At 70.2% G+C, this 25,034-nt stretch carries 23 protein-coding genes and 5 pseudogenes; 13 read left to right on the top strand and 15 right to left on the bottom strand.

Annotated features, from left to right (window positions below):
• The first annotated feature begins 5 nt into the window (after window positions 1-5).
• Together AB0I49_RS07280 and AB0I49_RS07275 are read left to right on the top strand one after the other, a co-directional pair.
• A complete protein-coding gene (locus tag AB0I49_RS07280) occupies window positions 6-572 on the top strand; it encodes a (2Fe-2S)-binding protein (RefSeq protein ID WP_363225828.1) in 567 nt (188 codons plus the stop codon).
• Window positions 573-585: 13 nt separating this feature from the next.
• Window positions 586-1,296: an SRPBCC family protein gene (locus AB0I49_RS07275; RefSeq protein ID WP_363225827.1), complete on the top strand. Its 711-nt coding sequence runs from the start codon at window positions 586-588 to the stop codon at window positions 1,294-1,296.
• Here AB0I49_RS07275 and AB0I49_RS07270 read toward each other — a convergent pair.
• The 3 genes from AB0I49_RS07270 to AB0I49_RS07260 all read right to left on the bottom strand — a co-directional run bounded on the left by AB0I49_RS07270 (window position 1,235) and on the right by AB0I49_RS07260 (window position 4,137).
• Entirely contained in the window at window positions 1,235-1,918 is a 684-nt protein-coding gene (locus AB0I49_RS07270; protein ID WP_363225826.1) for a GntR family transcriptional regulator, read from the bottom strand. The genes AB0I49_RS07275 and AB0I49_RS07270 overlap by 62 nt on opposite strands.
• A gap of 683 nt (window positions 1,919-2,601) precedes the next feature.
• Window positions 2,602-3,180, bottom strand: a complete 579-nt coding sequence (locus AB0I49_RS07265) for a hypothetical protein (RefSeq protein ID WP_363225825.1) — start codon at window positions 3,178-3,180, stop codon at window positions 2,602-2,604.
• Between the two features lie 603 nt (window positions 3,181-3,783).
• A complete protein-coding gene (locus AB0I49_RS07260; protein WP_363225824.1) occupies window positions 3,784-4,137 on the bottom strand; it encodes a hypothetical protein in 354 nt (117 codons plus the stop codon).
• Window positions 4,138-4,472: 335 nt separating this feature from the next.
• Here AB0I49_RS07260 and AB0I49_RS07255 point away from each other — a divergent pair, with 335 nt between their 5' ends.
• Window positions 4,473-5,324, top strand: coding sequence for an enoyl-CoA hydratase/isomerase family protein (locus AB0I49_RS07255; RefSeq protein WP_363225823.1), 852 nt, complete (start codon window positions 4,473-4,475; stop codon window positions 5,322-5,324).
• Between the two features lie 213 nt (window positions 5,325-5,537).
• Here the strand turns inward: AB0I49_RS07255 and AB0I49_RS07250 are convergent.
• The 3 pseudogenes from AB0I49_RS07250 to AB0I49_RS07240 form a co-directional block, all read right to left on the bottom strand.
• Window positions 5,538-5,612, bottom strand: a pseudogene (locus AB0I49_RS07250) (hypothetical protein); the annotation flags it as partial.
• Between the two features lie 51 nt (window positions 5,613-5,663).
• Window positions 5,664-6,355, bottom strand: a pseudogene (locus tag AB0I49_RS07245) (Sua5/YciO/YrdC/YwlC family protein); the annotation flags it as partial.
• A 44-nt stretch (window positions 6,356-6,399) separates the two neighbouring features.
• Window positions 6,400-6,787 (bottom strand): annotated as a pseudogene (locus tag AB0I49_RS07240) (hydrogenase maturation protease); the annotation flags it as partial.
• Window positions 6,788-6,958: 171 nt separating this feature from the next.
• On the opposite strand from AB0I49_RS07240, the gene AB0I49_RS07235 reads away from it, so the two are divergent.
• On the top strand, window positions 6,959-7,858 hold the full coding sequence (locus tag AB0I49_RS07235; protein WP_363225822.1) for a universal stress protein: 900 nt from the start codon (window positions 6,959-6,961) through the stop codon (window positions 7,856-7,858).
• A 13-nt stretch (window positions 7,859-7,871) separates the two neighbouring features.
• On the opposite strand, the gene ppk2 is transcribed toward AB0I49_RS07235, so the two are convergent.
• Window positions 7,872-8,690 carry a polyphosphate kinase 2 gene (gene ppk2 / locus AB0I49_RS07230; RefSeq protein ID WP_363225821.1) on the bottom strand — a complete coding sequence of 273 codons (819 nt, stop codon included), beginning with the start codon at window positions 8,688-8,690 and terminating at the stop codon, window positions 7,872-7,874.
• A 23-nt stretch (window positions 8,691-8,713) separates the two neighbouring features.
• Between ppk2 and AB0I49_RS07225 the strand changes: the two genes are divergently transcribed.
• The 4 genes and pseudogenes from AB0I49_RS07225 to AB0I49_RS07210 all read left to right on the top strand — a co-directional run bounded on the left by AB0I49_RS07225 (window position 8,714) and on the right by AB0I49_RS07210 (window position 13,603).
• On the top strand, window positions 8,714-11,098 hold the full coding sequence (locus tag AB0I49_RS07225; protein WP_363225820.1) for a phosphoketolase family protein: 2,385 nt from the start codon (window positions 8,714-8,716) through the stop codon (window positions 11,096-11,098).
• 31 nt (window positions 11,099-11,129) lie between these two features.
• Complete coding sequence (locus AB0I49_RS07220) at window positions 11,130-11,336, top strand: DUF6545 domain-containing protein (protein WP_363226062.1); 207 nt, start codon at window positions 11,130-11,132, stop codon at window positions 11,334-11,336.
• Between the two features lie 142 nt (window positions 11,337-11,478).
• Complete coding sequence (locus AB0I49_RS07215) at window positions 11,479-12,627, top strand: serine hydrolase domain-containing protein (RefSeq protein WP_363225819.1); 1,149 nt, start codon at window positions 11,479-11,481, stop codon at window positions 12,625-12,627.
• A 92-nt stretch (window positions 12,628-12,719) separates the two neighbouring features.
• Window positions 12,720-13,603: pseudogene (locus AB0I49_RS07210) on the top strand (IS5 family transposase).
• Here the strand turns inward: AB0I49_RS07210 and AB0I49_RS07205 are convergent.
• A complete protein-coding gene (locus AB0I49_RS07205; protein WP_363225818.1) occupies window positions 13,581-14,024 on the bottom strand; it encodes a MarR family transcriptional regulator in 444 nt (147 codons plus the stop codon). The pseudogene AB0I49_RS07210 and the gene AB0I49_RS07205 sit on opposite strands and share 23 nt — an antisense overlap.
• 100 nt (window positions 14,025-14,124) lie before the next feature.
• Between AB0I49_RS07205 and AB0I49_RS07200 the strand changes: the two genes are divergently transcribed.
• Entirely contained in the window at window positions 14,125-14,517 is a 393-nt protein-coding gene (locus AB0I49_RS07200) for a nuclear transport factor 2 family protein (protein ID WP_363225817.1), read from the top strand.
• An 87-nt stretch (window positions 14,518-14,604) separates the two neighbouring features.
• Here AB0I49_RS07200 and AB0I49_RS07195 read toward each other — a convergent pair whose 3' ends face one another.
• The 3 genes from AB0I49_RS07195 to AB0I49_RS07185 all read right to left on the bottom strand — a co-directional run bounded on the left by AB0I49_RS07195 (window position 14,605) and on the right by AB0I49_RS07185 (window position 15,971).
• Complete coding sequence (locus AB0I49_RS07195) at window positions 14,605-14,820, bottom strand: hypothetical protein (RefSeq protein ID WP_363225816.1); 216 nt, start codon at window positions 14,818-14,820, stop codon at window positions 14,605-14,607.
• Between the two features lie 188 nt (window positions 14,821-15,008).
• Window positions 15,009-15,203 (bottom strand): hypothetical protein, encoded by a 195-nt coding sequence (locus AB0I49_RS07190; protein WP_363225815.1) that lies wholly within the window; start codon window positions 15,201-15,203, stop codon window positions 15,009-15,011.
• A 375-nt stretch (window positions 15,204-15,578) separates the two neighbouring features.
• Window positions 15,579-15,971, bottom strand: a complete 393-nt coding sequence (locus AB0I49_RS07185) for a helix-turn-helix domain-containing protein (protein WP_363225814.1) — start codon at window positions 15,969-15,971, stop codon at window positions 15,579-15,581.
• A 106-nt stretch (window positions 15,972-16,077) separates the two neighbouring features.
• Here AB0I49_RS07185 and AB0I49_RS07180 point away from each other — a divergent pair, with 106 nt between their 5' ends.
• On the top strand, window positions 16,078-16,911 hold the full coding sequence (locus AB0I49_RS07180) for an enoyl-CoA hydratase/isomerase family protein (protein ID WP_363225813.1): 834 nt from the start codon (window positions 16,078-16,080) through the stop codon (window positions 16,909-16,911).
• 123 nt (window positions 16,912-17,034) lie between these two features.
• Here AB0I49_RS07180 and AB0I49_RS07175 read toward each other — a convergent pair.
• The 3 genes and pseudogenes from AB0I49_RS07175 to AB0I49_RS07165 all read right to left on the bottom strand — a co-directional run.
• Window positions 17,035-18,492 (bottom strand): annotated as a pseudogene (locus AB0I49_RS07175) (MFS transporter); the annotation flags it as partial.
• 146 nt (window positions 18,493-18,638) lie between these two features.
• The gene (locus tag AB0I49_RS07170) at window positions 18,639-20,039 is read right to left on the bottom strand and encodes an MFS transporter (RefSeq protein WP_363225812.1); all 1,401 of its coding nucleotides are present in this window, start codon (window positions 20,037-20,039) and stop codon (window positions 18,639-18,641) included.
• 440 nt (window positions 20,040-20,479) lie between these two features.
• Window positions 20,480-21,103 (bottom strand): hypothetical protein, encoded by a 624-nt coding sequence (locus AB0I49_RS07165; protein WP_363225811.1) that lies wholly within the window; start codon window positions 21,101-21,103, stop codon window positions 20,480-20,482.
• A gap of 518 nt (window positions 21,104-21,621) precedes the next feature.
• On the opposite strand from AB0I49_RS07165, the gene AB0I49_RS07160 reads away from it, so the two are divergent.
• Window positions 21,622-22,356: a squalene/phytoene synthase family protein gene (locus tag AB0I49_RS07160; protein WP_363225810.1), complete on the top strand. Its 735-nt coding sequence runs from the start codon at window positions 21,622-21,624 to the stop codon at window positions 22,354-22,356.
• 10 nt (window positions 22,357-22,366) lie between these two features.
• On the opposite strand, the gene AB0I49_RS07155 is transcribed toward AB0I49_RS07160, so the two are convergent.
• Window positions 22,367-22,948, bottom strand: a complete 582-nt coding sequence (locus AB0I49_RS07155) for a pentapeptide repeat-containing protein (RefSeq protein WP_363225809.1) — start codon at window positions 22,946-22,948, stop codon at window positions 22,367-22,369.
• 78 nt (window positions 22,949-23,026) lie between these two features.
• Here AB0I49_RS07155 and AB0I49_RS07150 point away from each other — a divergent pair, with 78 nt between their 5' ends.
• Together AB0I49_RS07150 and AB0I49_RS07145 are read left to right on the top strand one after the other, a co-directional pair.
• Window positions 23,027-23,572, top strand: a complete 546-nt coding sequence (locus tag AB0I49_RS07150) for a TetR/AcrR family transcriptional regulator (RefSeq protein WP_363225808.1) — start codon at window positions 23,027-23,029, stop codon at window positions 23,570-23,572.
• Between the two features lie 177 nt (window positions 23,573-23,749).
• Window positions 23,750-24,973 (top strand): FAD-dependent oxidoreductase, encoded by a 1,224-nt coding sequence (locus AB0I49_RS07145; protein ID WP_363225807.1) that lies wholly within the window; start codon window positions 23,750-23,752, stop codon window positions 24,971-24,973.
• Window positions 24,974-25,034: the final 61 nt, after the last annotated feature.

The raw sequence follows: 25,034 nt of genomic DNA, 5'->3' as shown, positions 1-25,034 counted from the left end.
GCCGGATGCATGAGATCACCGTTCAGATGACCGTCAACGGCCGGCCGCACACGGTGCGTACGGCGGGCCGTACCACCCTGGCCGACCTGCTGCGCGACCAACTCGACCTGACCGGCCTGCATCTGGGCTGCGAGCAGGGGGTGTGCGGGGCCTGCACCGTCACGGTGGACGGGCTGCCGACGCGTGCCTGCCTCACCCTGGCCGGATCCTGCGAAGGCAGTGAAGTGGTGACGGTCGAGGGCCTGGGAGGCCCCGACGCGGACAGGCTGCGGGACGCCTTCTCCCGGAACGGCGCACTCCAGTGCGGCTTCTGCACGCCTGGGATGCTCCTGTCCGCACACCACCTCGTCTGCGCCCGGCAGCCGCTCACCCGAGAAGAGATCGGCGTCGCCATGTCCGGCAACCTCTGCCGCTGCACGGGTTACAACGGCGTCGTCAGCGCTGTCGGGGAGGCGGTGGAGAGCGGCATCGCGGCCGAGGACGCGGCGGCGGCCACGCCGCACCGGGACGACACGGCGGCCACTCGCGGGGCCGACACGGCGGCTGCCCACCGATACACACACGAGGAGTAGAGCGGAGTAGAGCATGGAGTTCACCAACAGTTTCGTCGTCCCGGCCGCGCCCGAGGAAGCCTGGGCCCTACTGACCGACGTACCGAAGATCGCCCCCTGCATGCCGGGCGCGAGCGTGCTCCCCAAGGACGACGGCTCGTACGAGGGGACGGTGACCGTCAAAGTCGGACCCATCAAGGTCAGCTACGGAGGCACGGCGGCCTTCCGCGAACGCGACGCGGAAAAGCGGCGCATGGTGCTCGACGCCGGCGGCAGCGAGAGCAGCGGAAAGGGGTCGGCCGAAGCCGTCGTCACCGTCGACCTGGCGCCCGAAGGCAGCGCCGGCACCCGCGTCTCGGTGGCGACCCAGCTCCAGATCACCGGCAAGGTGGCCCAGTTCGGGCGCAGTGCGATGGCGGATGTGGGGGCGCGGCTGATCGGGCAGTTCGCGGGGAACCTCGAAGCGATGCTGGCCGCCGAGAAGCAGTCGGCCGCCGATGGGCAACCGGCCGCCGGTGGGCAGTCGGCCGGGCAGCGGTCGCCGGGTTCGGTTGCGGCAGCCTCCGCCCCCGCCGACCCGGGCGGTGCGGAGCTGAACGCGGTGGCCTTCGTATGGCCCGTCTTCCGCCGCTACGCGCCGGTGGCCGGGGCGTTCGTGACCGGCGCGCTGTCGGCGTGGCTCGTCAACCGTCTGCGGGGGTGTCGTGCTCCTGCCGTTCCAGCACCGACTGCTGGGCAGCCCTGAGATGCACCTTCATGATCATCTCGGCTGAGATCGCGTCCCTGCGGCGCAGCGCCTCGATGAGCCCCCTGTGGTGCTCGGCGCTGCGCGCAAGGTCGCGCTCTGTGTATTGAAGGAACGTACGGCGTACGAGTGGCAGCCCGAGCACGCCCGTCAGCAGATGAACGAGGCCGTCGTTGCCGGTGGCCGCCAGCAACATCGCGTGGAAGTCGTTGTTCAGCCCGACGGCTCGCTGCCTGCCCGCGCGGCCGCCCTCCGCGATCGCCTGCTCGTACTCGGCGAGGTTCGCTTCGAGCGCGGCCAGATCCTCCGCCCCGATCTTCTGGGCGGCCACCCCCGCCACGTATCCCTCGATCACGGTGCGCAGCCCGTAGATCTCCGCCACCTGCTCGGAACTCCAGGCCACGACCTGCGCGCCCCGGTTGCGCTCGATCCGGACCAGCCCCTCGGAGTGGAGCTTGCGCAACGCCTCGCGTACGGGCGTACGGCTGATCCCCATCGAGGCGGCCAGGGATTCCTCCCGCAGCCAGATCCCGGGGCGCAGCTCTCCCGAGGCCATGCGCTCGGCGATCTCGGCATAGGCGCGCTGGGCCGCTGTCGACTCTGCCCCACGGCCGTCTGCCACGGCGGACCTCCTCATCCTCGGTACGGGAACCGCGACGGTGCGGGCCTCGACGGTACGGGAGCCGCGATGGCGCGGGAGCCGACGGCGCCGCAGACCGCAGCGCTGGACACCGCACTTCCCGTCCCTCCCTGCCCTATCCCGCCTCGCAAGATAACTCAGCGAACCGGCGAGACCCGCCCCGGGTACCGTCGCCCCATACCGGCCGTACCACCGGGCTCGCCCACCCGAACACACCTCACCGGAACGGCGCGCTCCAACGCCAGGTCCGCCGACAGGCAGCGCTCATGGAACTGCCCAAGGCCGCTGTACTGTCTCGTTCTGGTCAGGAGGCGATGCCCCGGTCAGCAGCCGGCAGACCGAGACGCTCACGACGCCGGCGGCGACGTCGGGAAGGATGCGAAGCGGACCTACGCCCATTCGGCGAGGGAGTCGAAGTGGGCGACGATGTGCGTAGGCCGCTGGGGCTGTAGCTCTGCTGCGTTCCGGTGAAAAGAGAGGCCCGAGGGTGCCCCGCACCTCAGGTCATCCGTAACGCCAGGAAGAAGTCCAGCTTGTCCTCCAGCCACGACAAGTCGCGCCCCGTCAGCTGAAGAAGCGGCCTTCGGCCGCGCGATCCTTGCAGGCTCGCTGCGCCCGCGCGGCCCTCCGGTGCCCACCAAGGGCCGTACCGGGGCATCCCGCGCTCACGGGGAGCCGCTGGACGGTGGTGGGCGCGGTACGTCGCTGATGCCTAGATCAGCACGCATAGCGTCCCGCATCACATCCCAACGCTCCCAGAGCCAGTTCAGGTATGCCTCAATCTCTGCGAAGGACCCGTCTGGTTCTGGGTGCCCCTCTTCCAGGTTCTTCGTCTTCCGGTAGCTCTTCCCGAGCGCAATGGCCAGCCCATCCAGATATCTCAGCACTGTGTCGGAAGCAACCATCTGGGCCTCGGCAAAGGCCACGTGATGCGCTTGGCGAGCTGTTTCCAGCGCCTGGCCGACTGCTTCGTCCACCTCGCCACGGTCGACAAGGTAGAGGAAGTTCATCAACTCAACTCGATACCTGCGAAACGCGGCATTCGTGTCCACGTAGCAGGTGCGCCGTTGCTCCAGCCCCACACGCTCCTGCTCGCGCTGCCATTGGGCTTGCTCGGCTTGCTGGTGCCTTTCGAAGTCCGCTTCCAGTGCTCTGGCTTGAGAGCGCTGGGAGAGGACCGGCGCCAGCAGCGTGCCCATCACACCGCACACCCCAACGATCAGAGCAATCACGGCACTACTCATGCTCCCCCCTGACTTCGCCACAGATGACGGCGGGACCTACCTTTCGCCGAAGATCCGGGGCCGCGGCGTGCTGCTCTTGCAGTTCGATGCCGCGACGTCCTCCGGCATGGCCCCTCCGAATGCGTTCGCCGGGTCGGCCAGAACATCGATGCCCTCTTCCGCCATTACGCAAAATTCCCGGAAGGCGTCCGGCGACAGGCCAACCGTTTCATCGAGCAGTCCGAACAGGAATGGAACCGCCTCAGCCAGGGCGCCGCGGCTGCGGAGCGAGCCCGGTCTTGGACCAGAGATAGACCGGGAGCACTGGTCAGGACGAGTGCAGCGGTGGCGGAGAGTGGGGGTGAGGCGTATATCGGCTCCCGCGCCACACGGGGCGAGAGGGAGGTCACTGATCGGCGAATGACCAGGTCAGGGTTTTCTGCGTTCCTCTAGAAGAAGCCCCCGCTCCTTGGGCGAGTACGACGCCAACAAGTACTTCGGCTGTTGGTGGTGTAGCAGTTGCGTGGGTGCTGACCTGTACGTCTTGCGGTCCTGCAGTGGTCGGGCGTGATGGCGAGCCGTGACTGGTCCGGATCTTGCGGGTGGGGGCGTCTGTACCCGGCCTCACTGGGCGGGTGTGCCGCCCTGGCGGGTGCGGGTCGGGCGCAGGAGGTGCGCCGAGACGAGGTGGATGGCGGCGGCCAGGGCGGGGCCCGGGAGGGTGGCGGGGGAGCCGGATGCGGCGTTGATTGCGAGGTCGGCGAGTTGGATGGCGCCGGCCAGGAGAAGTATCAGGCGCAGGTCGCGCCCGGTGGCGGCGAGCCAGGTCACGGCCGCGGCGATCAGCAGGGAGCGCGCTCCGTACATCTCGGCGAAGAGCGCAGGGCCCGTTCCCGTGGCGGTGCCCGGGAATGCTGCGGGGGCGAACAGGGCCAGCGCGCCGAACGCCGCTGATCCGGCCGCCACCAGTACGTTCACGGCGCGTAGAGCACGTTCGCGACGAAAATCATTCGCAGCATGAATCATTCCGGGACGGTACCATTCCTGGCGTGTCGGCGAAGCGGGCGGCACGTACGCCGGTGAGCGCCCCGTGTTCCGGCTCGGGGTGTTCGGTGCGCGGCAGGAAGCGCGTTATGGAACTTGACTCCGTTGCGGAGGTCGTCGCCCGGCGAGCATCAGCTCGAAGGGACGCCCGTGCGTTGTTCGTCGTAGCGGGAGCGGGTGGCTTCGACTGTGGCGAGATGGTCGACGACCCATCCCAGCAGATCCTGCAGGGGGGCCTGAAGGGTTCGGCCCAGGGGGGAGCAGGTTCCATGACCGACACCGACACCGACACCTACTCGACCCTCAAAGTCTCCGCCTCCGGCGGCGTGGCGTACGCCGTCATCGACAACTCCCCAGTCAACCTGCTCGACGCCGCTCTCATGAGGGACCTGGACCGGTTCGCGGGCTCCATGGCCGGCGACGATGACGTCCGGGTCATCGTCTTCGACAGCGCGGACCCGGAATTCTTCGTGGCGCACGGCGACATGCGGATCGCCGACGACCCCGAGTCGTTCGCGGCGCTCGACCTCGCGCCCGAGCAGGACCCGTCCCTGAACCCGATGATGCGGCTGCACGAACGCATCCGGGCGCTGCCGCAGATCACCATCGCCAAGCTGCGCGGGCTGGCCCGCGGCGGCGGCGCGGAACTGCTGTCCGCGATGGACATGCGGTTCGCGGCACGCGAGCACGCCGGCCTGGCACAGCCGGAAGACCGGATGGGCCTCATCCCGGGCGCGGGAGGCACCGCCTACCTGCCGGCCCTCGTCGGCCGCGCCCGCGCCCTGGAGATCATCCTCAGCGGACAGCTGATCGATGCCACGACCGCGGAACGCATCGGCTGGGTGAACCGGGCCGTACCGAGTGCCGAACTCGACCACGTCGTCGACACCCTCGCCCACCGCATCGCCGCCCTGGCGCCCGGCGTCGCCCGCGCCACGGCCGAAGCGGTGGACGCCGCGGCGGCTTCCACCGCCGACGGACTGCGGAAGGCCGATGAACTCTTCGGCCGGCTCTTCAGCGCTCCCGCCGCAGACCGCCTCGGCAAGGCGGCCCTGGCCGCCGGGGCCCAGACCCGCGACGGCGAGCGCCGCCTCGAAGCCCTGATCGACGGCCTCACCTGAACCCGGGCCCGGTGGCCTGACCGGGTTCCCCGCAAGGCCGGGGCGCATCGGCGCAGAGGTCTTCCAGGCCCTCGGCGCCGGCGCGCACCGTGCTGCGACGGCCGCGCGACATGGGCGTGATGGTGCTGGACGGGAGGGGCGCTGCCGCGCGGGCACGGCGCGAGCCCACTGGGTCGACAGGTATCCGGGGTGGAGATCGTGTGCCACGGCCTGCGGCGTGATGCCGGTGATGCGGACGAGATCGGTGTATGAGGTCTCGAAGGCTTCCATCGTGCTGAGCTCGGCCAAGTCGCCGTTGTGCGCAGCGAGGTGGACCTGTGCGCCGTGGGCGAGCTTGAGCTAATTTCCGGTGCCCGCCACGGGGACGCGGGCCGGGACGGGCAGGGGGAGCGGCGCCGGAGCGTACCCGCGCGCCCGGCGGACCGTGAGCACGGTGCGGCCTGCGGTACGCGTCACCGAGTCGTCGTACCGGGCGTGGATCGGCCGGTCGTGGCCGAGGACGCCGTCGGCGATCTGGGTCAGTGTCCGGGCGGCCTCCGCGTCGTCGATGAGGATCGGTTCGCCGGCCGCGTTGCCGCTGGTGACCACCAGTGGCCGGGCCAGGTCGTGCAGCAGGAGATGGTGCAGCCCGGTCGTGGGAGGAAGATCCCGATGCGGTGGCAGCCGGGCCGGACCGCTTCGGACACGCCTCCGTGCCGGGGGCTTCGGGCGGTGAGCAGCACGACGGGCCGGGCGGGGGAGCGGAGCAAGCTGCTCTCGGCGCCCGATACCTGCGCCAGCCGGCCGAGGGCGGCCACGTCCCCGACCGTGACGGCGAACGGTTTCGCGGGGCGTGCCTTGTGTGCGCGCAGTCGCCGCACGGCGGCTGGATCGCGCGCGTAGCAGATCAGTTGATAGCCACCCAGTCCCTTGACCGCCGCGATTCCCCCGCCCGCCACCGTGTCGACCGCCGCGCGCAGGGCCCGCTTTCCGGCCGGTCGGCCGTTCCAGGACAGCCGTGGCACGCAGAGCGGGCAGGCGAGCGGCTCGGCGTGGAACCGGCGGTCGGCCGGATCGGCGTACTCGGCGGCTCAACGCTGCCTTCGACGGCGTAGACCACCAGTCGGCCGGGCAGCCGTCCCAGGACGCGGGCCAGTTCGACGGCCTCGCCGAGCCCCAGTCCGTGCGAGCTCGTCGTGCCCGGCCGCCACAGCTCGGCACGCTCCAGTTCCAGGCGGTGCACCCGGCCCGGGGCGGCGGGGTGCGCGTGGGCGGCGTCCACCACGACCGTAAGTTCGGCGTTCTCCCACAAGCCGATGAGCCGCGCGGGGTCGCCGTCGCACTTGGCCAGTACCGTGCCGGGGGGGCAGCGGCCGCCCGGCGGCCCGCTCTCGCAACCGGGAGAGGACGGCGTGCGCGACGCCGTCGTCGTGCCGGAACGCGTTGCCGACGCCGATGATCGCGATACGGGTCGGGACAGCCATCGCTCATCCACCTCCGGTCGGTGCCGGTCCCGGCTTCGGGCGTCCGACCCGCGCGGGACAGGGGCCGAAGGGCCTCGAAGAGGGCCGAACCACCCCTGCCCGCGCAGCGGTTCGAGGTGCGACAGTGCCGCCAGGAACATCCCGGCGGGCGGAGTGAAGGAGGCGGGGACGGTGGAACTGCCCTTGGTCGTGGGCGTGGACGGATCGGAATCCAGCCTGCGGGCGACGGACTGGGCAGTGGACGAGGCGGCGCGGCGCGGCGTGTCACTGCGGCTGGTGTACGCGTCCCTGTGGGAGCGCTACGAGGGCGCCATGCCCCCGTACAGCCCCGGCCGCCCCTGCGAGCAGGTGCTCGCCGAGAACATCATCGACACCGCCGTGGAGCGCGCCCGGCTGCGCGATCCGCATGTGAAGGTGTCCGCCGCGGTGCTGCATCAGGAGGCGGTGACCGCCCTGCTGGACGAGGGCCGCAACGCGTTGGCCCTGGTCACCGGCGTGCGCGGACGCGGTGAGCTGAAGAGTCTGCTCCTCGGTTCGGTCAGTCTGGCCGTGGCGGCGCGGGCCCACTGCCCTGTGATCGTGGTGCGCGGAGACCCCGTGATCGTGGTGCGGGGAGACAAGGCCGGCGTGGCGGGCGCGCACGAGCGGATCGTCCTGGGCGTCGGTGCGGCCGGTGCGGGATCGGCCGCGGTGGAGTTCGCCTTCCGCGAGGCCGAGATCCGGCACTGCGCGCTTGACGCCGTACGCGCCTGGCGCTGCCCGGCGCACGAGACGACCGACCATCCCCTGCTGGCCGGGGAGCCCGACCGGTACCACGAGGAGCAGGCGTCGCTCCGGCTCGACGAGGCGCTGCACGAGGCCGAACAGGCCCACCCCGGTGTCCGGGTGCGCCGCCTCGTGGTCGAGGGTCCGCCCCGGCATGTGCTCCTGGAGCGCTCCGCGGTCGCCGACTTGCTGATCGTCGGAGCCCGGCGCCGCACCGGACACTTCGGCCTCCAGCTGAGCCGTGCGGGTCATGCGCTGCTGCACCACGCCGCGTGCCCGGTCGCCGTCGTTCCCCAACGGGCCTGATGTGTCGCCGACGTCACTCGCGGAGACCGGCCGCGTGATCCGGGACGTACGTCTGGAGCTTGCGCGGCGGCCGCTCGTAACCGGTGGGCGCCGGCCTCGGCGGCAGCGTGAGCGCCGGCCGGGGCTCCGCGTGGTACGGCACGGACGACAGCAGGTGGGCGATCATATTGAGCCGGGCCCGGCGCTTGTCGTCGCTCTCGACGACGTGCCACGGGGCCTCGGAGATGTCCGAGTGCACGAACATCTCGTCCTTCGCCCGCGAGTACGCCTCCCACCGGGAGATGGACTCCAGGTCCATCGCGGAGAGCTTCCACCGCCGCGTGGGATCTTCGAGACGGCTCCGGAACCGCTGTTCCTGCACCGCGTCGCTCACCGAGAACCAGTACTTGCGCAGCAGGATGCCGTCCTCCACCAGCATCCGCTCGAAGATCGGGCACTGGTGCAGGAAGCGCTGGTGCTCCTGTTTCGTGCAGAAGCCCATGACGTGCTCGACTCCGGCCCGGTTGTACCAGCTCCGGTCGAAGAGGACGATCTCCCCGGCCGCCGGAAGGTGCCCGGCGTAGCGCTGGAAGTACCACTGGGTGCGCTCGCGCTCGGTGGGCGCGGGCAGCGCGACGATCCGCGCGACCCGCGGATTGAGATGCTCCGCGACCCGCTTGATCGTGCCGCCTTTGCCGGCGGCATCACGCCCCTCGAAGACCACGACCAGGCGGGCGCCTTCGGCGCGGACCCACTCCTGGAGCTTCACGAGTTCCGTCTGGAGCCGGTACAGCTCACGTTCGTACAGCGTCCGCGACAGTGCCGCCGGTGTCCCGCTCTTCCTGCCCGCCATGCCACGACGTTACGGAGGACCCCATGCCCAAGGTCAAGCGCCAGGACGGCACCTCCCCAAGTGATGAGGAGTTGGCGGCCCTTGATGCGCACTGGCGGGCCGCGAATTATCTGGCCGTCGGCCAGATCTATCTGATGGGCAACCCGCTGCTGACCGAACCCCTGCGGCCCGAGCACATCAAACCGCGGCTGCTCGGCCACTGGGGCACCTCGCCCGGACTGAACCTCGTGCACACCCACCTCAACCGCCTGGCGAAGGAGCGGGACCTCGACACGGTCTGCGTCTGGGGCCCCGGCCACGGCGGACCGGCCGTCCTGGCCGGCTCGTGGCTGGACGGCTCGTACAGCGAGACCTACCCGGACGTCGGCCAGGACGCGGCCGGTATGGAAAGGCTGTTCCGCCAGTTCTCCTTCCCCGGCGGCGTGCCGAGCCATGTCGCCCCGGAGACCCCCGGATCGATCCATGAAGGGGGCGAACTGGGCTATTCGCTCGCCCACGCCTACGGCGCGGCGCTCGACAACCCCGGCCTGCTGGTCGCCTGCGTGATCGGGGACGGCGAGGCCGAGACCGGGCCGCTGGCCGCGTCCTGGCACTCCAACAAGTTCCTCGACCCCGTCCACGACGGCGCGGTCCTGCCGATCCTGCACCTCAACGGCTACAAGATCGCCAACCCCACGGTGCTCGCACGGCTCCCCGAAGCCGAACTCGACGACCTGCTGCGCGGCTACGGTCACGCCCCCCTGTACGTCACCGGCGACGACCCGCGCGAGGTACACCGCGCGATGGCCCGCGCACTGGACGAGGCCGCCGACACCATCGCCTCCGTCCAACGGGCCGCGCGCGCCGAGGGCGCGCACATCAGGCACCGGTGGCCGGTCATCGTGCTGCGTACCCCCAAGGGCTGGACCGGACCCGCCACCGTGAACGGAGAGCCTGTCGAAGGTACCTGGCGCGCGCACCAGGTACCGCTCGCGGGCGTCCGCGAAAACCCCGAGCACCTGGCCCAACTCGAAGCCTGGCTGCGCTCGTACCGCCCCGAGGAACTCTTCGACGCCGCCGGCCGCCCCACGCCCGAGGTGCTCGCCTGCGTCCCCGACGGCGAGCGCCGCCTCGGCGCGAACCCGCACACCAACGGCGGCCTCCTCACCCGCGCCCTGCCCCTCCCGCCGCTGGAACACTTCGCGGTCCCCGTCGACAAGCCGGGCGCCGCCCTCCACCAGCCCACCCGCGTACTGGGCGGCCTCCTGGCCCAGATCATGGCCGACACCGCCGACCGCCGTGACTTCCGGGTCGTCGGCCCCGACGAAACAGCGTCCAACCGGCTCGACGCGCTGTACGCCGTCACCGGCAAGGCGTGGCAGGCCGAGACGCTGGACACCGACGAACACCTGGCGCGCGACGGCCGGGTCATGGAGGTCCTGTCCGAACACCTCTGCCAGGGCTGGCTGGAGGGCTACACCCTCACCGGCCGCCACGGACTGTTCTCCTGCTACGAGGCGTTCGTCCACATCGTCGACTCGATGGTCAACCAGCACATCAAGTGGCTCAAGACCGCACGCGACCTCCCCTGGCGCCGCCCCGTACCCTCCCTCAACTACCTGCTCACCTCGCACGTCTGGCGCCAGGACAGCAACGGCTTCTCCCACCAGGACCCGGGATTCGTCGACCACGTCCTCAACAAATCCCCCGAGGTGGTCCGCGTCTACCTCCCGCCGGACGCGAACACCCTGCTCTCCGTCGCCGAACACGTCCTCGGCAGCCGCGACTACGTCAACGTCGTCGTCGCCGGCAAACAGCCCTGCTTCGACTGGCTCTCCCTGGACGACGCGCGCACCCACTGCGCCCGCGGCGCGGGGATCTGGCAGTGGGCGGGCACCGAGACCGACGGGAAGGCGCCCGCCGCCGTCCTGGCCTGCGCGGGGGACGTCCCCACCCAGGAGACGCTCGCCGCGGCGGACCTCCTGCGCCGCCACCTCCCCGATCTCGTGTTCCGCGTCGTCAACGTCGTGGACATGACCCGGCTGCTGCCCCGCGAGGAGCATCCGCACGGCATGCCCGAATCCGAGTACGACGCCCTCTTCACCCCCGACAAGCCCGTGGTCTTCGCCTACCACGGCTACCCCTGGCTGGTGCACCGCCTCGCCTACCGCCGCAACGGCCACGCGAACCTGCACGTCCGCGGCTACAAGGAAGCGGGTACCACCACCACGCCCTTCGACATGGTCGTCCGCAACGACCTCGACCGCTACCGCCTGGTCATGGACGTCATCGACCGCGTCCCCGGCCTCGCCGTACGCGCCGCGAACGTCCGCCAGGCCATGACCGACGCCCGCACCCGCCACCACGCCTGGATCCGCGAACACGGCACCGACATGCCGGAGGTCGCGGACTGGACCTGGACGGGCTGAGCCCTTCCATCTCCACTGGCGGGCCGTAGAAATCCGCGACGGACAGCTCAACACCCGGCCCTACCTGGACGTCACCACCCGCGCCCATTCCGAACACCACCACATCGTTGCCGAACGCACCGGCCGAGACCTGCACGCCGCCGTCACCGCCGACCAGATCCACGCAGCCCTCCACGCCCAGACCCACAACGCCGTCCCGCAGCACCGGGCCGATTACAACGCAGTCGGCGGGATCTGATCACGGTAGTCGGCGGCTCCGAAGCCCGATCCGGCCCCGTGCCGGTCAAGTCGCGCAGCCGGGGGTGTGGCGGCGGAATATCCACGTGCCGCCTGCGGGTTGCGTCCGACGACCGAACAGCTGATCAAGCTAGGGGCACCTCATGCCGATCGAATCCTTACCGCAGGGAACCGTGGCCGAGGGCTTCGAACCCGTCCGCGAGGTGTTCGCGGCCACCTTGGCGGAGGAACGCGAGGGCCACGCAGCGCAGTTGGCCGCCTACGTCGACGGACGCCAGGTCGTGGACCTGTGGGGCGGCCCGGAGATCACCGGCGACTCCCTGACCGGCGTCTTCTCCTCCACCAAGGGCGCCGCGCACCTCGCCGTCGCCCTGCTCGTCCAGGACGGCACACTCGACCTCGACGAGAAGGTCAGCCATTACTGGCCCGAGTTCGCCGCCGAGGGCAAGGCCGGCATCACCTTGCGCGACCTCCTCGCCCATCGGTCCGGGGTGATCGGAGCCGACGACGGCTTCTCCCTGGAGGAGCTCGCCGACGACCGCCGCGTCGCCGAACGGCTGGCCGGCCAGCGCCCCTTCTGGCGGCCGGGCACGGCCTTCGGCTACCACGGCCTGGTCATCGGCGCGCTCACCGGCGAGGTCGTGCGGCGCGTCACGGGCCTGACGATGCAGGAGTTCTACGAGGCCCGTCTCCGCGCTCCGTACGGCCTCGACTTCTACATGGGCCTGCCCGAGGAACAGGAGCACCGGGTACTGCCGACCCTGCCGATGGACCCGACGCCCGAGCAGCAGCGCGAACTGGACGCCGCGGCGACCAGCCCGGAGAGCCTGCCCGGCATAGCCTTCAACGAACACGCCTCGGACGCCGTCCCCCTCGGAACACTGCCCAACTTCCGCGCCATCCGCGCTGGAGGCCCCGCCTCCGTCGGCGGCATGGCCTCCGCGCGGGGCCTGGCGGGGATGTACGCGGCCGCCATCAGCGGACTCGACGGCAAGGCCCCGCTCCTCAAGCCCGATACGGCGGCGGAGTTCGCGCAGATCCACTCCGTCGGCTACGACCTGGTGTCCCGCCAGCACGAGTCCTTCGGCCTGGGCTTCCAGGCGGAGGCCGACATCTATCCCTTTCTGGGCGCCGGCTCCTTCGGCCACGCGGGCGCGGCAGGCTCAGTGGCCTTCGCCGACCCCCGAGCCGCCCTGTCCTTCGGCTACAACCGCCGGCGCTGCGCCGTCCTGGGAGGCGACACCCCGGAAGCGGGACGCCTGGCGAAGGCGGTACGAGAGTGCGTGGCCTAGGGTCAGTCGCGACAGTCGATCTTGTTCGTCGATGATCATGCCCTGTGGGACGTGGTGACCTGACGGGCGGACAGTGAGCTCGGCTTGAACCGTTGCTGCCGCGGGGCATCGGGCCGGGCCGTCCGCAGGTGTGGACGCGGCGGCAGTTGATATACGGCATACGGTGGCGGACCCGGACCGGTGGCCCCTGGCGTGAGGTGCCGGAACGCTATGGGCCCTGGGGCCGGATCCACGACCTGTTCCGGCGTTGGCAGCGGGACGGTGCCCGGGCGGGGATCCTCACCCGGCTCCGGGCCGAGACCGATGCCGAGGCCGATGCGAAGGGCCTGATCACCTGGGGCGTGAAGGCCGACTCCACGGCCTGCCGGGCCCATCAGCGCGCCGCCGGAGCGGCGAAAAGAGGGGCCTCCGGAAGGAACCGCCCGGCGGGGTCATCGACGAGCCGGCCGGCCACGGCCTCGGACGGTCCCGCGGCGGACTGACCAGCAAGATCCGCCTCGCGGTCGAGCAGGGCCGGAAGCCCTTGTCCGTCGTGATCACGGCTGGACATCGGGGCGATTCCCGCTTCCCCACGGTTCGAGGCGGTCCTGGAAGCGATTCGGGTGCCGAGGCCGGGGCTCAGCAGGCCGTGCGAGCGTCCGGACCGGGGCCGGGCCGACAAGTCGTACGAGTCCCGAAGCAGCAGCTCCTGCCTGCGCGGACGAGGAATCAGGACCACCATCCGGTCCTGGCGGACTGTGTCCGCAACCGCCTCAAACGCGCATCGCGCGGTGGACGACCACCGACGTCCGCCAAGGACGACTACGCGCGGCGGCACGCAGTCGAGTGCGGGATCAATCGCCTCAAGCGACACCGGGCCGTCGCCGCTCGTTACGACAGACTCTCCGTCCGCTCCGAAGTGAGCGTGCCGATCGCAGCCCTCAACGAATCCAGGGCGTGTATCGAAAATGGATCTAGGCGAATGGGCCGTCGGTGACGAAGCGGCGTAGGGAGTCGGCGAAGGCTGCGGCCTCGTCCGCCGGCCATGAGGCGAGACTGGCGGTGATGCGGGCGGACAGGCGCTCGCGCAATGTCCGCACCGTGCGCTGTCCCGCGTCGGTGAGGACGAGCAAGGTGGCGCGCCGGTCGGAGGGGTCGGCTTCACGACGTACGAGTCCGGCCTCCTCCAGTCGGGAGGCGCGGCGGGTGACGCCGGATCGATCGAGCCCTACCTCGTGCGCAAGGTCGGCCGCACTGCAGGGCCCGGTGCGCTCAAGCCCGCTGAGGACCGGGTAGGTCAGTTCGTCCACGGCTTCCCCCAGACCGATGGTCAGGGCCCGGTGCAGTCCTTGACGCGTGCTGCGCTTGAGCAGCACGCCCAGTGCCTCGGCGATCTCGCGTCCCACCTCGGTCTCCATCCACTCAGAATAGCGTGCGTGCCGCACGCATACGTGTTACGGTGCCCAATATGCGTGCGTCACGCACGCAACTGAGGTGGGACACGAGAGGAAATCCGTTATGCACCGCACCGACATCGCCGCCGCACTCACCGATCTGATCTTCAATCCGGGACTCGATCTCCATGAGGCCGCCGACCGGCATTTCGCCCCCGACTACCGCCAGCGCACCGACGGGCGCTGGGACGACCGCGACGACTTCCTCGAACACATTGCCCATCTGCGCCGCGTCGTGGTCGACGGCTCCGTCGAAGTCCACGACGAGCTGTACGACGGCGTCCGCTACGCCGACCGCCACACCGTCCACATCACGAAGACGGACGGTTCCACCGTGCGCACCGAGGTCTACCTGTTCGGCGAGTTCGCACCCGATGGCCGTTTTCGGCGCATTGAAGAGGTGACACTCATGCTCGAAGGCGCCGAAGCCGACCGGAATCTGGGCAGCGCCCGCTGACTGGGGGACGGCAGGCAACTGTCTGAAGCCGAGCGGGGGGAGTGGTCACAAGGCCCGCTTCCGGTCGGGGGGAGGCTCATGTGCTGGTCACAGCCACTCGTTGATGGCCGCGACGAGGACGGCCGCCTCGCGGCGGACTGCAGGTTCGTCGTAGCGCGTCGCCACGGCACGGTGTCCTTTGGATCGATTAATCCCGCACTCGACCGCGTGCTGGGCCTCGTACTCCTCGGTGTCGAACTTCGGCGGCTGCCTGCCACGGGGGCCGCGCTTCTTGCGGTGGGCCCCGCCTGGTCGGCCCTGCACCGACAAGGCTTCGGCCCTGCGTAACATCCGTGCGCTGTCGGGCACCAAGGCCATCGACCAAGCCACCCGCGCGACGTTCCCGGACCGTGCCCGCATCCGCACCCTGTTCCCACAAGCAGCGCGCCGCGCGAGTAGCGGGCATCCCGGATCTTGAGGGGGAGTGGCCCATGCGGGTGCTACCGACGGAGTCAGGTGCCCCGGGGACGCGGCCTGACCATCCTGCCGCGGCGTACGAAGCACTCGTGCAGCCCGGCGCGGGCGACCGGCACATCGAGGTTGTCGGTGATGACCGGGCCGACCGTCTGCCCGGCGTCGTGCGGTTCCCTGGGCGCGAGCAGGGAGGGGGAGGGCCGGGCCTGGAAGCAGGCGCGGTATATCTCCACGCACTCCTCGGTCCTCTTCTCCGGCGTAGCGAGGAACTCGGCCGGCAGCCTGGAGACGCCGGGCGGAACCGTTCGACGAACGGTCGCGGTAACCGCTAGCCGAACGCAATCTGGCCCCAACTCCGGTCGCCAAAAGGTCACTTGCCGTCGTTCGTCGTGATCCTCAGATTTCCGGTCCGACTCTCAGCACTCTCAGCGCTCTCAGCAGTGGACGCGGGCCCTGCCCCGCCGCGGCCCGAAGCGCCGTTTGCCGGCCCGTACTTGGGCGGTGAGGGCCATATCCGACCTGCTGAGGTCCTGCGCGTTCCGTTCATGCCACTGCGATCCAGCTGCACATCGACATCTACATCTACATCGGCATCATTGAACAGGCGGCTAAGCGTCAGCCCTGATGTCGTACGCCCGCTGGCAGGACTGGATTTCTCTGCTGTGCTCGACAGTCCAGTCGTAGAGCCGGCCGAACGGCTCGCGCAGGGATGCGCCCAGGGGTGTGAGCGAATACTCGACGCCGACCGGCGAGGTCGGCAGCACCGTGCGCTGAATCATTCCGTTGCGCTCAAGACGGCGCAGTGTCTGGGTGAGGACACGTTGCGTGATGCCCTCCAGGCTCCGCTTCAGTTCATTGAACCGGGTGGGCCGCTCCAGCAGTGCCATCACCATCATCGACCACTTGTCCGCAATCTGGTCGAGGATCGGCCGGCTGGGGCAGTTCGCCCGGAAAACCGTCTGTGGTTCGGTGCCAGCGCCGTACAGGTCGGTGTCCTTCATGATCCTAGGTGCTCCCAAAGTGCGTTCTTGAACATCTGGGCGCCGTCGTCGACGGTAGGTATGCATTGCAAACCTACATGCCCAACGGTAACCAATGGAGAACCTCATGACGAACGATGCCTACTCGACCCTGCGTGTGAGCAGCGAAAACGGCGTCGCCCGGATCGTCCTCGACAATCCGCCGGTGAACGCGCTCGGAACGACGATGATGCGTGAGCTGCGGACGGTGCTGACGGGCCTCAAGGACGATGCTTCCGTCCGCGTGATCGTCTTCTCGAGCGCCGACCCGGAATTCTTCATCGCTCACGTGGATATGCACGTCGGGGAGGAGATGGACATCCTCCAGGAACTCGCCGCATCCGCACCGGCGGACGTCAACGTGTTCCAGGCGATCGGTGAGCTGATCCGCCACCAGCCCCAGGTGACCATCGTGAAACTCGCCGGGAAGGCCCGCGGGGGCGGGGCGGAATTCGTGGCCGCAGCGGATATGACATTCGCCGCCGACGAGACCGCTGGACTGGGTCAGATCGAAGCGCTGATGGGCATCATCCCCGGCGGGGGCGGAACGCAGTACCTCCGGGACCGCGTGGGTCGCAACCGCGCACTGGAGGTGATCCTCACCGCCGACTTGTTCGATGCCCGGACCGCAGCGTCCTACGGCTGGATCAACCGGGCCCTGCCGGCCGACGAGCTCGACGAGTACGTCGACCGTATCGCCCGTAACATCGCCGCGCTGCCCGACGGTGTCATCGAAGCGGCCAAGCACGCGCTGCCTGCCGATGATTTCAAGGAAGGGCTCCTTCGTGAGAACGATGCCTGGGCTTCTACGTTCAGCCAGCCGGCCGCTCAGCATCTGATCAGCGGGGGTCTGCGGGACGGGGCGCAAACGCCGGCCGGCGAACGCGATCTTGAGGGACTGATGCGCGGCGTCACGCGCTGATTGCCGGACGGGCGCGCACACAACACATCGCTGAACGGCCCTACGGCCGTTCTGTTCGCCCATCAAGCCATTGAGCTCCCCATTCGGGTCCGGGTCCGGTCCGGGTTCGGGTTCGGGTTCGGGTCAGGAAACACGCACTCGCGGGTCCGGTGCGCCGGTCTCCGCGAGGAGACGAGCAGCGGTGCGTTCCGCCGATTTCTGCGCCCAGCGGCCGTTGGTGGCCGCGCCGACCAGCAGGACGGCCGCACCGCAGCCGGTGATGACCCACCAGGCGGGCCGGGCGGCGTCGGCGAATGCATCCGCGTATGCGGCGCCGGTGATGTTCCGGGTGCCGTGGGCCAGGACCGCGCCGATGACGGCCACGCCCAGAGCCTGGCCGACCTGGCGGCTGGTGGTGGCCACCGCGGAGGCGACCCCGGCCTGGGACAGGGGCATCCCGGAGACGGCGGTGTTGGTGATGGGCGCGTTGACCATGCCGGCGCCGATGCCGAGCAGGCAGTAGCCCAGGAAGAGCAGAGGGCGGGATGCTTCGGCATCGCAGGCCGCGAAGAGCACGCCGCCCAGGGCCATGGCGGCGCCGGAGAGGACCAGTGCGGGGCGAGGCCCGTAGGAGGCGACCAAGCGGCCGGATACAGGCGCGCTGATCAGCATGAACGCTGCCATCGGCAGCAGGTACAGGCCCGCGTGCAGCGCGTCGAGACCACGCACGTTCTGCAGGTAGAGGGTGTTGAGGAAGAGGAATCCGCCGAGGACCACGAAGCCCGTGACGGCGATGGCGACGGCGCCGCTGAACGGTGCGCTGCGGAAGAACCGGAGATCCAGCAACGGCTCGTCACGGCGCGATTCGTACCTCAGCAGGCCGAGCAACGAGGCGGTGGCGATCACCAGGCAGACCAGGACCTCCGCCGAGGTCCAGCCCTTGCCGGGCGCCTCGATGATGGCGTACGTGACCGTGCTGAGCAGCCCGACGACCAGCAGCTGCCCGATGGGGTCGGGTCGGCGTGGCGCGGGGGCGCGCGACTCGGGGACGTAGCGCAGGGTGGCCCAGACGGCGACGGCGCCGACAGGAATGTTGATGAGGAAGACCGCCCGCCAGCCGACCGTGTCCACGAGCAGGCCGCCGATGAGGGGGCCGGCGGCCATGGCCAGGCCGAAGACGCCGCCCCAGACGCCGATCGCGCGAGCTCGTTGCCGGGGGACGGTGAAGGTGGTGGTGATGATCGACATGGCGACGGGGTTGAGCATCGAGCCGCCGATGGCTTGCACCACCCGGAACAGGATCAGCGTCTCCAGGTCGGGCGCCACCGAGCACAGTGCCGAGCCGAGGGCGAAGACGATCAGGCCCGTGGTGAAGACCTTGCGGCGGCCGACGCGGTCGGCGGCCGAGCCGGCCGGCATCAGCAGGGATGCGAGGACCAGGGTGTAGGAGTCCACGGCCCACTGCATTCCGGAGAGGGAGGCGCCCAGGCCCCGCTGCATCACCGGCAGGGCGACGTTCAGAATCGTGCTGTCCAGGCTGACCAGAAGCAGGCTCGTACAGCAGATCACCAGGATCAGGACGCGCCGCTTGCGTGAGAGTTCCGTCGTGTCCGCGTCTCCTCGGAGTTTCCGTGACCGTGCCCGGGCCGATGCGGCGGAGCAAAGGGGCGTCGCCGGTTCATCACGGTCGTGGGCGGTGCGCGTGGACGTTCCGGGATGGGTGGTGCCGCGGTCGCGCGGTCGGCGGGTCACGGGCTCTCTTCCAGCGCCGGTACGACATGGCGTACGGGGGCGGGGTCGGCCTCCGCGGGGAGCGGGGCGCGCGGCGTGTCGCACGGGTCGGTCCCGCCGGTTTGCGCGGTGCGAAGCGCCTTGGGCAGGGCGAAGGCGCAGACGGCGGTGGTGATCAGGGCGAGCGCGGTGACGTACCCGCCGAAGAGCGGCATGTCGCCGTGGCCGCTCAGAGCGGTTCCGACCAGAGGCAGGGTGCCGCCGACCAGAGCCGCGGTGGCCCCGTAGGTGACGCCTATGCCGGTGACGCGGCAGCGCATGGGCAGCAAGTCGGACATCACCGCGAGCGAAGACGTGGACCACAGTGAGCACAGCAGTGCCCCGCCGCACTGTACGGCCAGGAGTGCGCCCGCCGACGGCCGCAGCAGGAACAGCAGCGGCGCGGTCAGCGCGGTGGCCGCGATGCCGAAGGCGACGAGCATCCGGCGAGGCCCGATCCGGTCCGCGGCCAGGCCGCTCAGCGGCTGGACGACGATGAAGAACACGAGTGCGATGGTGCTGGTCGTCAACGCGGTCGAGCGGCTGATGCCGGTGGTCAGATGGGCGTAGGTGGGCAGGAAGGTCAGCCAGAGGTACTGGGAGGCGGTGCCCGCGAGGATCACCCCGGCCAGGACCAGGGTCTGGCGGGGGTGCCGCGTCAGGAACTCCAGGACTCGCGGCCGTTCGGCCCGCCCGGCCCGGACGGCCTCCGCCACGTCGCTGGTCTCCTGGCTCCGGAACCGGATCCACACGCCGACCAGCGCGGCGACCGCGCCGAGGGCGAAGGGGATGCGCCAGCCGTACGCGCTCATCGCCGCCGGCGGCAGCACCTGGGCGGTGAGTGCCGCGGCTCCGGTGGCCGCCAGGAGGCCGATGCCTTCCCCGGAGTGCATCAGGCCCGCGTAGAAGCCGCGTCGCCTTCTCGGGGCCGACTCGGTCAGGTACGCGATGGCGGTGGACGACTCCCCGCCGGCGGCCATGCCCTGTACGACCCGCGCGGCGACCAGCACGGCCGGGCTGAGCAGCCCGGCGCTGCTGTACGTGGGCACTGCCGCGAGTATCAGGCAGCCGAGCCCCATGAGCGAGAGCGTGACGGCCATCGCCTCGCGCCGGCCGCGCCGGTCCGCGAGCGCCCCGAGCAGCAGGCCGCCGAGCGGGCGGAAAAAGTAGCCCACCGCGAAGACGGCGAAGGTCTGGAGGAGCGGGACGAAACTGTTGTCCGCCGCGTGCGGGAAGACCTGGCGCGAGAAGTAGACGCCGAGGATGGTGAACAGCGTCCAGTCGTACCACTCCACGCCGTTGCCCAGGCACCCCGCGAGCAACTGGCGCCGGCGGGTGCGGCTGGTGGCGGTCGTGGGGTCGTAGACGGTCGCGGACATGCGGGCGGCTCCTCCAGAACGTAAATGAAAATGAATGTCAGTTCATTCTGCTGTACGCCCTGCAAAGCACTCACCAAGAAAGACTCTTTAGAACGAAAAATCCAGGATTTATGGCGGGCTGCTGCTTCTACTGCGGCGCCGCTCACCCACGGCAGCCGAACTCGCCCCGCGCCAGGGGGAATGCGACCGTGACCGTCCGCCAGCCGCGGTCGGGGCACCGCCGACGCCGTCTTCACCCACCGTGGAAGCGCCGAACGGAGCCGGGACCATTCGGTCCGGCTCCGGGACGGTCTGCTGCGTGATCCCGAGGTCTGCTGATCGGCGGGGGTATCGATCGCCTCGTGCTGGTGTGGGATCAAGAACACGCGCTTACCGCTCGCAACCCCGTACCGTCACCGCCGTCGTACCGGCCCACGCCGGCACCGCGGCCGCGGCCCACGTCAGTGGTCGGTGTGGCGGATGCAGTTGCCTTCGGCCCGCACGATGGGGGCGCCGCTGTAGCTATCCGGTCCGAACATCAGGCCGATGCCGTGCTCGTCGGTGGTGCTGATGGTGGGCAGGCCCTGGCCGGGCCGGCCCTTCGCGGGGCCCGGGCTCTCCTCCACCGTGAGCTTGCGCTGCGACCATTCCTCGCGAAGGTGGCGGAGCGCCGTCAGATAGTCGCGGCGGCTTTCGAACTCCAGCTGCCAGTAATAGATGGGCTGGTCGCGGGTGGTGCCATCGCTGTCGGCCCCGAGGTCGTCCACGCAGGAAGTGCTGCCTTCGTCGTTGGCCGTCGACTCCAGTGAGGCTCCGGGCAGGGCGCCGGCCAGGCTTGGAGCGGGCCGCAGTTGGCTGACGGCGCGCATGCCCGCGGCCTTGGTCGTGGCGACGTGTTTCTCGTACGCGGCCGTCGAGCGCACCGGCCCACCGCTCATGGATTCGCAGGCCCGGGCCAGCATCACGAGGAGCCCGGTGAGGACGACGGCGACCAATACCCCTACGAGGGGGCCGCTCCGACCACGTCGGCCGGGCGGGGGAGCGGTTGTCGAGTGCGGGGGCTCCGGGTGGGCTGTTGTGCGCATGACGTCAATCCAAGCCTCCCTCAGGCAGGCCGGGCAGAGTGCACGTACTCACCGCTCCTGCGTACTTCGACCCACGTCAGCGCCCGCGTGGGTGGATGGAGGGGCCGGGGAGTTCGAGGCCCGTGCAGCCGTGGCGCTCGGCCTGGTCGGCCGCGAACTCGTTCCGCACACGCGGTACGGGCCCCAGTGCCCGTCGCCTGAGTCGAGGGCGGCCTGCTCGGCTTCGTCCAGTTCGGTCGCGCCCTCGCTGGAGGTCGCGGTGCGTCGGCGCCGGGCCCGAGGGGTCTCGTGGGCGGCGCCGGCGGCGGTCGGGCAGGTGTCGAAGTCCTCCTGTTCCCCCTGCCCGGCAAGGCGGTGGACGGCCGCCCGGCGTGCACGGCGCACGCCTCCGGACGAGGCAGCGGGACCTGCCAAGGGACCGCCGGAGCGGCTCGATCGCGGCTAGGGTTCCCACCGAGGCAGGCGGATCGACTCGATCGCGCGGGTAGTTCCCTCAGGGCGAGCCAAGGACGTGGCCCATGACCTCGGTGGACGAGTGGCTGGAGATCGTAAAGCCCTTCAGCGAGCGTTGGGTCAGCATCTCGCGGCATGTCTCAAGGAGCCTCGGCGAGACCCTTCACCCCACATACCTGCTCCTGCGGGGAATCGACGAGATCGAGGACGACCCCGCACTCTCGCCGGGGGACAAGGCATGGCTTCTGGCCGCGGTGGGAGACTCCCTCCTGGAGCGGGACCGCCGGCGGATCGAGGCTCCGCTGCTGAGCAGGCGGTACGACCTGCCTGAAGTGAGTCTGCGAATCGGCGAGTGGGCGGCCGCGCTGCCCGAGGGCATCGGCCCTCGTGTCGTCGACGCGGCGTCGAACCTCGCCCATTCGATGTCGCGCTGGGCCCGGTGCGAGTGGTCCGTGCACACCGAGGCGGATCTCGGCAGGTACGCGTACCAGGTGGCAGGGTCGTTGATGATGCTGTACGGCGACATCTGGTCATGGCACGGATTTCCCAAGATCCCTTACCGGGACGAGGTCGCGTTCGGTCAGTACGTCAGCATCAAGGACATCACCGTGGACCGGGACGAGGACCTGGCCGCGGGGCGCGACCTGTGGCCGACCGGGTGGGGCAAGGACGAGATGACGGCCTACGCCGATTCGTTCCGGCCCGCGGCGCGGCGGTGCCGTGAGCATTACGGGCAGGGAACAGAGCCACGGCAGTTCTACGACATCGTGTTCGACAAGGCCGAGCTCCAAGGCTCCTGACGACCGGGCCTCAGCCGTTCTGGACACGGACAGCGGCACAGTCGCCCGCGTCGGCGTTTGTCCCGTCGTGTCCGTCCGGCGCGCGTCCGCCGGGCCCACGCACCGTCAACGACGGGACGAGGCGGGGCGGGGCGGGATGCTTGGCTTCGGGCCGGGCAGCGGCAGGAAGCCGGGCGGGACCAGGGGCAGCACCACGGGGACGTGGGCGCGTAGGCCCCTCACTCCTCGACCCGCACCCCGATCCGCGCCGCGAACGCTGGTGCCAGTTCCATTGCGTACTGCCGAGCCGCGCGTCCCGCAGCTCCACGTCCCGCAGTTCGGCGCCCTCCAGCCGCGTACCGACCCCCGATATGCCTTCCAGGACCGAGTCGAGCAGCCGCGCGCGCCCCAGGCCGGCCTCGTCCAGCCCGCAGCGGTACACCCCGCAGTCCAGGAACGTCGCCCCCGCGCCATCGGTCCCGCCCAGGTCCAGATCCTCGAATCGGAGCCCGTCGTAGTCCCCGTCGGGCTGAAGCCCGCGCCCTTCGTACGTACGCAGCTTCGGCAGGGTGATGTCCGGTCGCTGCGCCTCGCGCTTCACTGTCTTTGCCATGCGTCCATCCTGCATCACGAAGATGCATTCTCGCGTCTGGTGAGGCATTGTTGCGTCAGAAGATGTGGAGGTGTTGCCGTGCCGGTGCGTACCGATGTGGACGCGGTGCTGGAGCGGGCGATCCGGGCGATCGCCCAGGACCGGGGTGCGTCGATGGAGGAGCTGGCCGCCCGGGTGGGGGTGAGCCGGGCGACGCTGACCCGGCTGTTCTCCTCCCGGGAGGGCCTGATCGACGCGATGGGCCGCAGGATTCTCGCCCACTGCGAGGAGGTGCTCGAAGAGGCCCGGCTGCAGGATGCTCCCGTCGAGGATGCCCTCGGTGTGCTGGTCACCAACTATGACGTGCTGGCCCAGTTGTGGAGCGTCGTCTACGTCGAGGCGGACGTCCTGGGTGTTCCGGAGCTGAGCGCCGCGGCGGACGCCGTCGTGCAGGAGCTCACCGCCTTCGCCGTCCGTGGCCAGGGCGAGGGCCTGTTCCGTACGGACATGCCCGCGAACTGGCTCGGCTCTGCCATGTGCTCCCTGGCCGAGTGCGCCTGGCAAATGGTCAACGAGGGCTACATGGGCGCCAAGCAGGCCCCCGACTACCTCGCCAGACTCCTCCTCGACGGCGCGCGCCCCTGACCGCCAGCCGGCCGCCCGGCTCCGACACGCCCTTCACCGACCACCCGGCCCGGCCGCGGTCATCGGGCGAGGAGCCGGCACATGAGCGGAACGAGCAGACGCTGGTTCCCGGCCACGAGCGGGCCGACCGTGGCCGCCGGCGCGACCTCCTCAGAAAAGAGCCCGACCATGCCCCACGTGAGTGATGTGCCCGAGCCTGTCGCGTTCCTGCGAACCTCGTGGTCGACCGATCCGTTCGCGCTCGGCTCCTACTCCTACCTCGCCCCCAGCCCGCTGGGCGTGTCCGTGCGCGAGAAACTCGCCGCCCCGGTCGGCCGCCTGCACTTCGCCGGCGAGGCCACCTCCAGCGAGGCGCCGGCCACCCAGGCCGGAGCCCTGCTCAGCGGGCGGAGGGCAGCCGACGAGATCATCAAGGCGGCCGGCCCGGGCGAACACGTCATCGTGATCGGCTCCGGGTTCTCCGGCCTGGGCTGTGCACGCGACCTGACCGATGAGGGCGTGCACGTCACCGTCCTGGAGGGCCGCGACCGCGTCGGCGGCCGGACCTGGACCGAGCGTCTCGACGGCATCCCGGCAGAGATGGGCGCCTCCTGGATCCACGGAAGCGAGGGAAACCCCCTCACCACGCTCTTGCGCGAGACTCGCGGACGCTCCTACCCCTTCGACTACGACAGCGTCGTCGGACGTGACGAGGACGCGATCGCCGAACTCGACACCCACATGGCGAAGTCCGAGGACATCGAAGACCCCGACACCACCGCCGTCTCCGCCCTCCTGCCCCGCCCGATGCCACCGGAACTGCGGTACGCGGTCAACTCCGTCCTGGTCCAGGAGTACGCAGCCGAACCCGAACACCTCGCCCTCTCCGCCGAGAAGGAAGGCGTCGCGGGCCAGGGCTGCGACCTCCTTCTGCCCGACGGCTACGACAAGCTCCTCGCCCACGTCCGCGGCACCATCCCCGTACGCACCGGCGCCGTCGTCACCCGCATCGCCCGAGACCCCGGCGGCGTGACCCTCACCCTCGCCGACGGCGAGACGCTGCGCGCGGACCGGTGCGTCATCACGGTCCCTCTCGGCGTCCTCAAAGCGCGGAAGATCACCTTCGAACCCGCGCTCCCCGTCCAGAAGCGTGAGGCCATCGACGCCCTGGGATTCGGGCTCCTCGATAAGCTCTGGATCCAATTCCCGTCCGTCTTCTGGGACAAGAACGCCGACCTCGTCGGATGGTTCGACCCCGCCGACCCCGGACGCTGGTCCTGGTGGCTCAACGGACACCGCGCTTTCGGCAAACCCGTCCTGCTCGGCTTCAACGCGGGCCGCCCCGCCCACGACCATGCTCACCTCACCGACCGCCAAGTCGTCGACAGCGCCATGGACGCGCTGCGCCGCATGCACGAGTGACGCTCAATACCCTCGTGTGCCGCTCCGGCGGCATGCGGCATGGCGAGTGGGAACGCGGGCC

Origin of the sequence: Streptomyces sp. NPDC050617 (assembly GCF_040654795.1) — a bacterium.
Lineage (GTDB): Bacteria > Actinomycetota > Actinomycetes > Streptomycetales > Streptomycetaceae > Streptomyces.
The sequence above is the reverse complement of the archived record's forward strand: the minus strand, read 5'-3'. Positions and strand labels throughout refer to the sequence as shown.

What these genes read in the sequence shown, in the direction of transcription:
- AB0I49_RS07255 (WP_363225823.1), top strand. Translation starts at nt 4,473, where the DNA reads ATGACCGACACCGACACCGACACCTACTCGACCCTCAAAGTCTCCGCC.
- AB0I49_RS07215 (WP_363225819.1), top strand. Translation starts at nt 11,479, where the DNA reads ATGCCGATCGAATCCTTACCGCAGGGAACCGTGGCCGAGGGCTTCGAA.
- AB0I49_RS07225 (WP_363225820.1), top strand. Translation starts at nt 8,714, where the DNA reads ATGCCCAAGGTCAAGCGCCAGGACGGCACCTCCCCAAGTGATGAGGAG.
- AB0I49_RS07200 (WP_363225817.1), top strand. Translation starts at nt 14,125, where the DNA reads ATGCACCGCACCGACATCGCCGCCGCACTCACCGATCTGATCTTCAAT.
- AB0I49_RS07160 (WP_363225810.1), top strand. Translation starts at nt 21,622, where the DNA reads ATGACCTCGGTGGACGAGTGGCTGGAGATCGTAAAGCCCTTCAGCGAG.
- AB0I49_RS07180 (WP_363225813.1), top strand. Translation starts at nt 16,078, where the DNA reads ATGACGAACGATGCCTACTCGACCCTGCGTGTGAGCAGCGAAAACGGC.
- AB0I49_RS07280 (WP_363225828.1), top strand. Translation starts at nt 6, where the DNA reads ATGCATGAGATCACCGTTCAGATGACCGTCAACGGCCGGCCGCACACG.
- AB0I49_RS07205 (WP_363225818.1), bottom strand. Translation starts at nt 14,024, where the DNA reads ATGGAGACCGAGGTGGGACGCGAGATCGCCGAGGCACTGGGCGTGCTG.
- AB0I49_RS07185 (WP_363225814.1), bottom strand. Translation starts at nt 15,971, where the DNA reads ATGAAGGACACCGACCTGTACGGCGCTGGCACCGAACCACAGACGGTT.
- ppk2 (WP_363225821.1), bottom strand. Translation starts at nt 8,690, where the DNA reads ATGGCGGGCAGGAAGAGCGGGACACCGGCGGCACTGTCGCGGACGCTG.
- AB0I49_RS07265 (WP_363225825.1), bottom strand. Translation starts at nt 3,180, where the DNA reads ATGAGTAGTGCCGTGATTGCTCTGATCGTTGGGGTGTGCGGTGTGATG.
- AB0I49_RS07170 (WP_363225812.1), bottom strand. Translation starts at nt 20,039, where the DNA reads ATGTCCGCGACCGTCTACGACCCCACGACCGCCACCAGCCGCACCCGC.
- AB0I49_RS07165 (WP_363225811.1), bottom strand. Translation starts at nt 21,103, where the DNA reads ATGCGCACAACAGCCCACCCGGAGCCCCCGCACTCGACAACCGCTCCC.
- AB0I49_RS07275 (WP_363225827.1), top strand. Translation starts at nt 586, where the DNA reads ATGGAGTTCACCAACAGTTTCGTCGTCCCGGCCGCGCCCGAGGAAGCC.
- AB0I49_RS07155 (WP_363225809.1), bottom strand. Translation starts at nt 22,948, where the DNA reads ATGGCAAAGACAGTGAAGCGCGAGGCGCAGCGACCGGACATCACCCTG.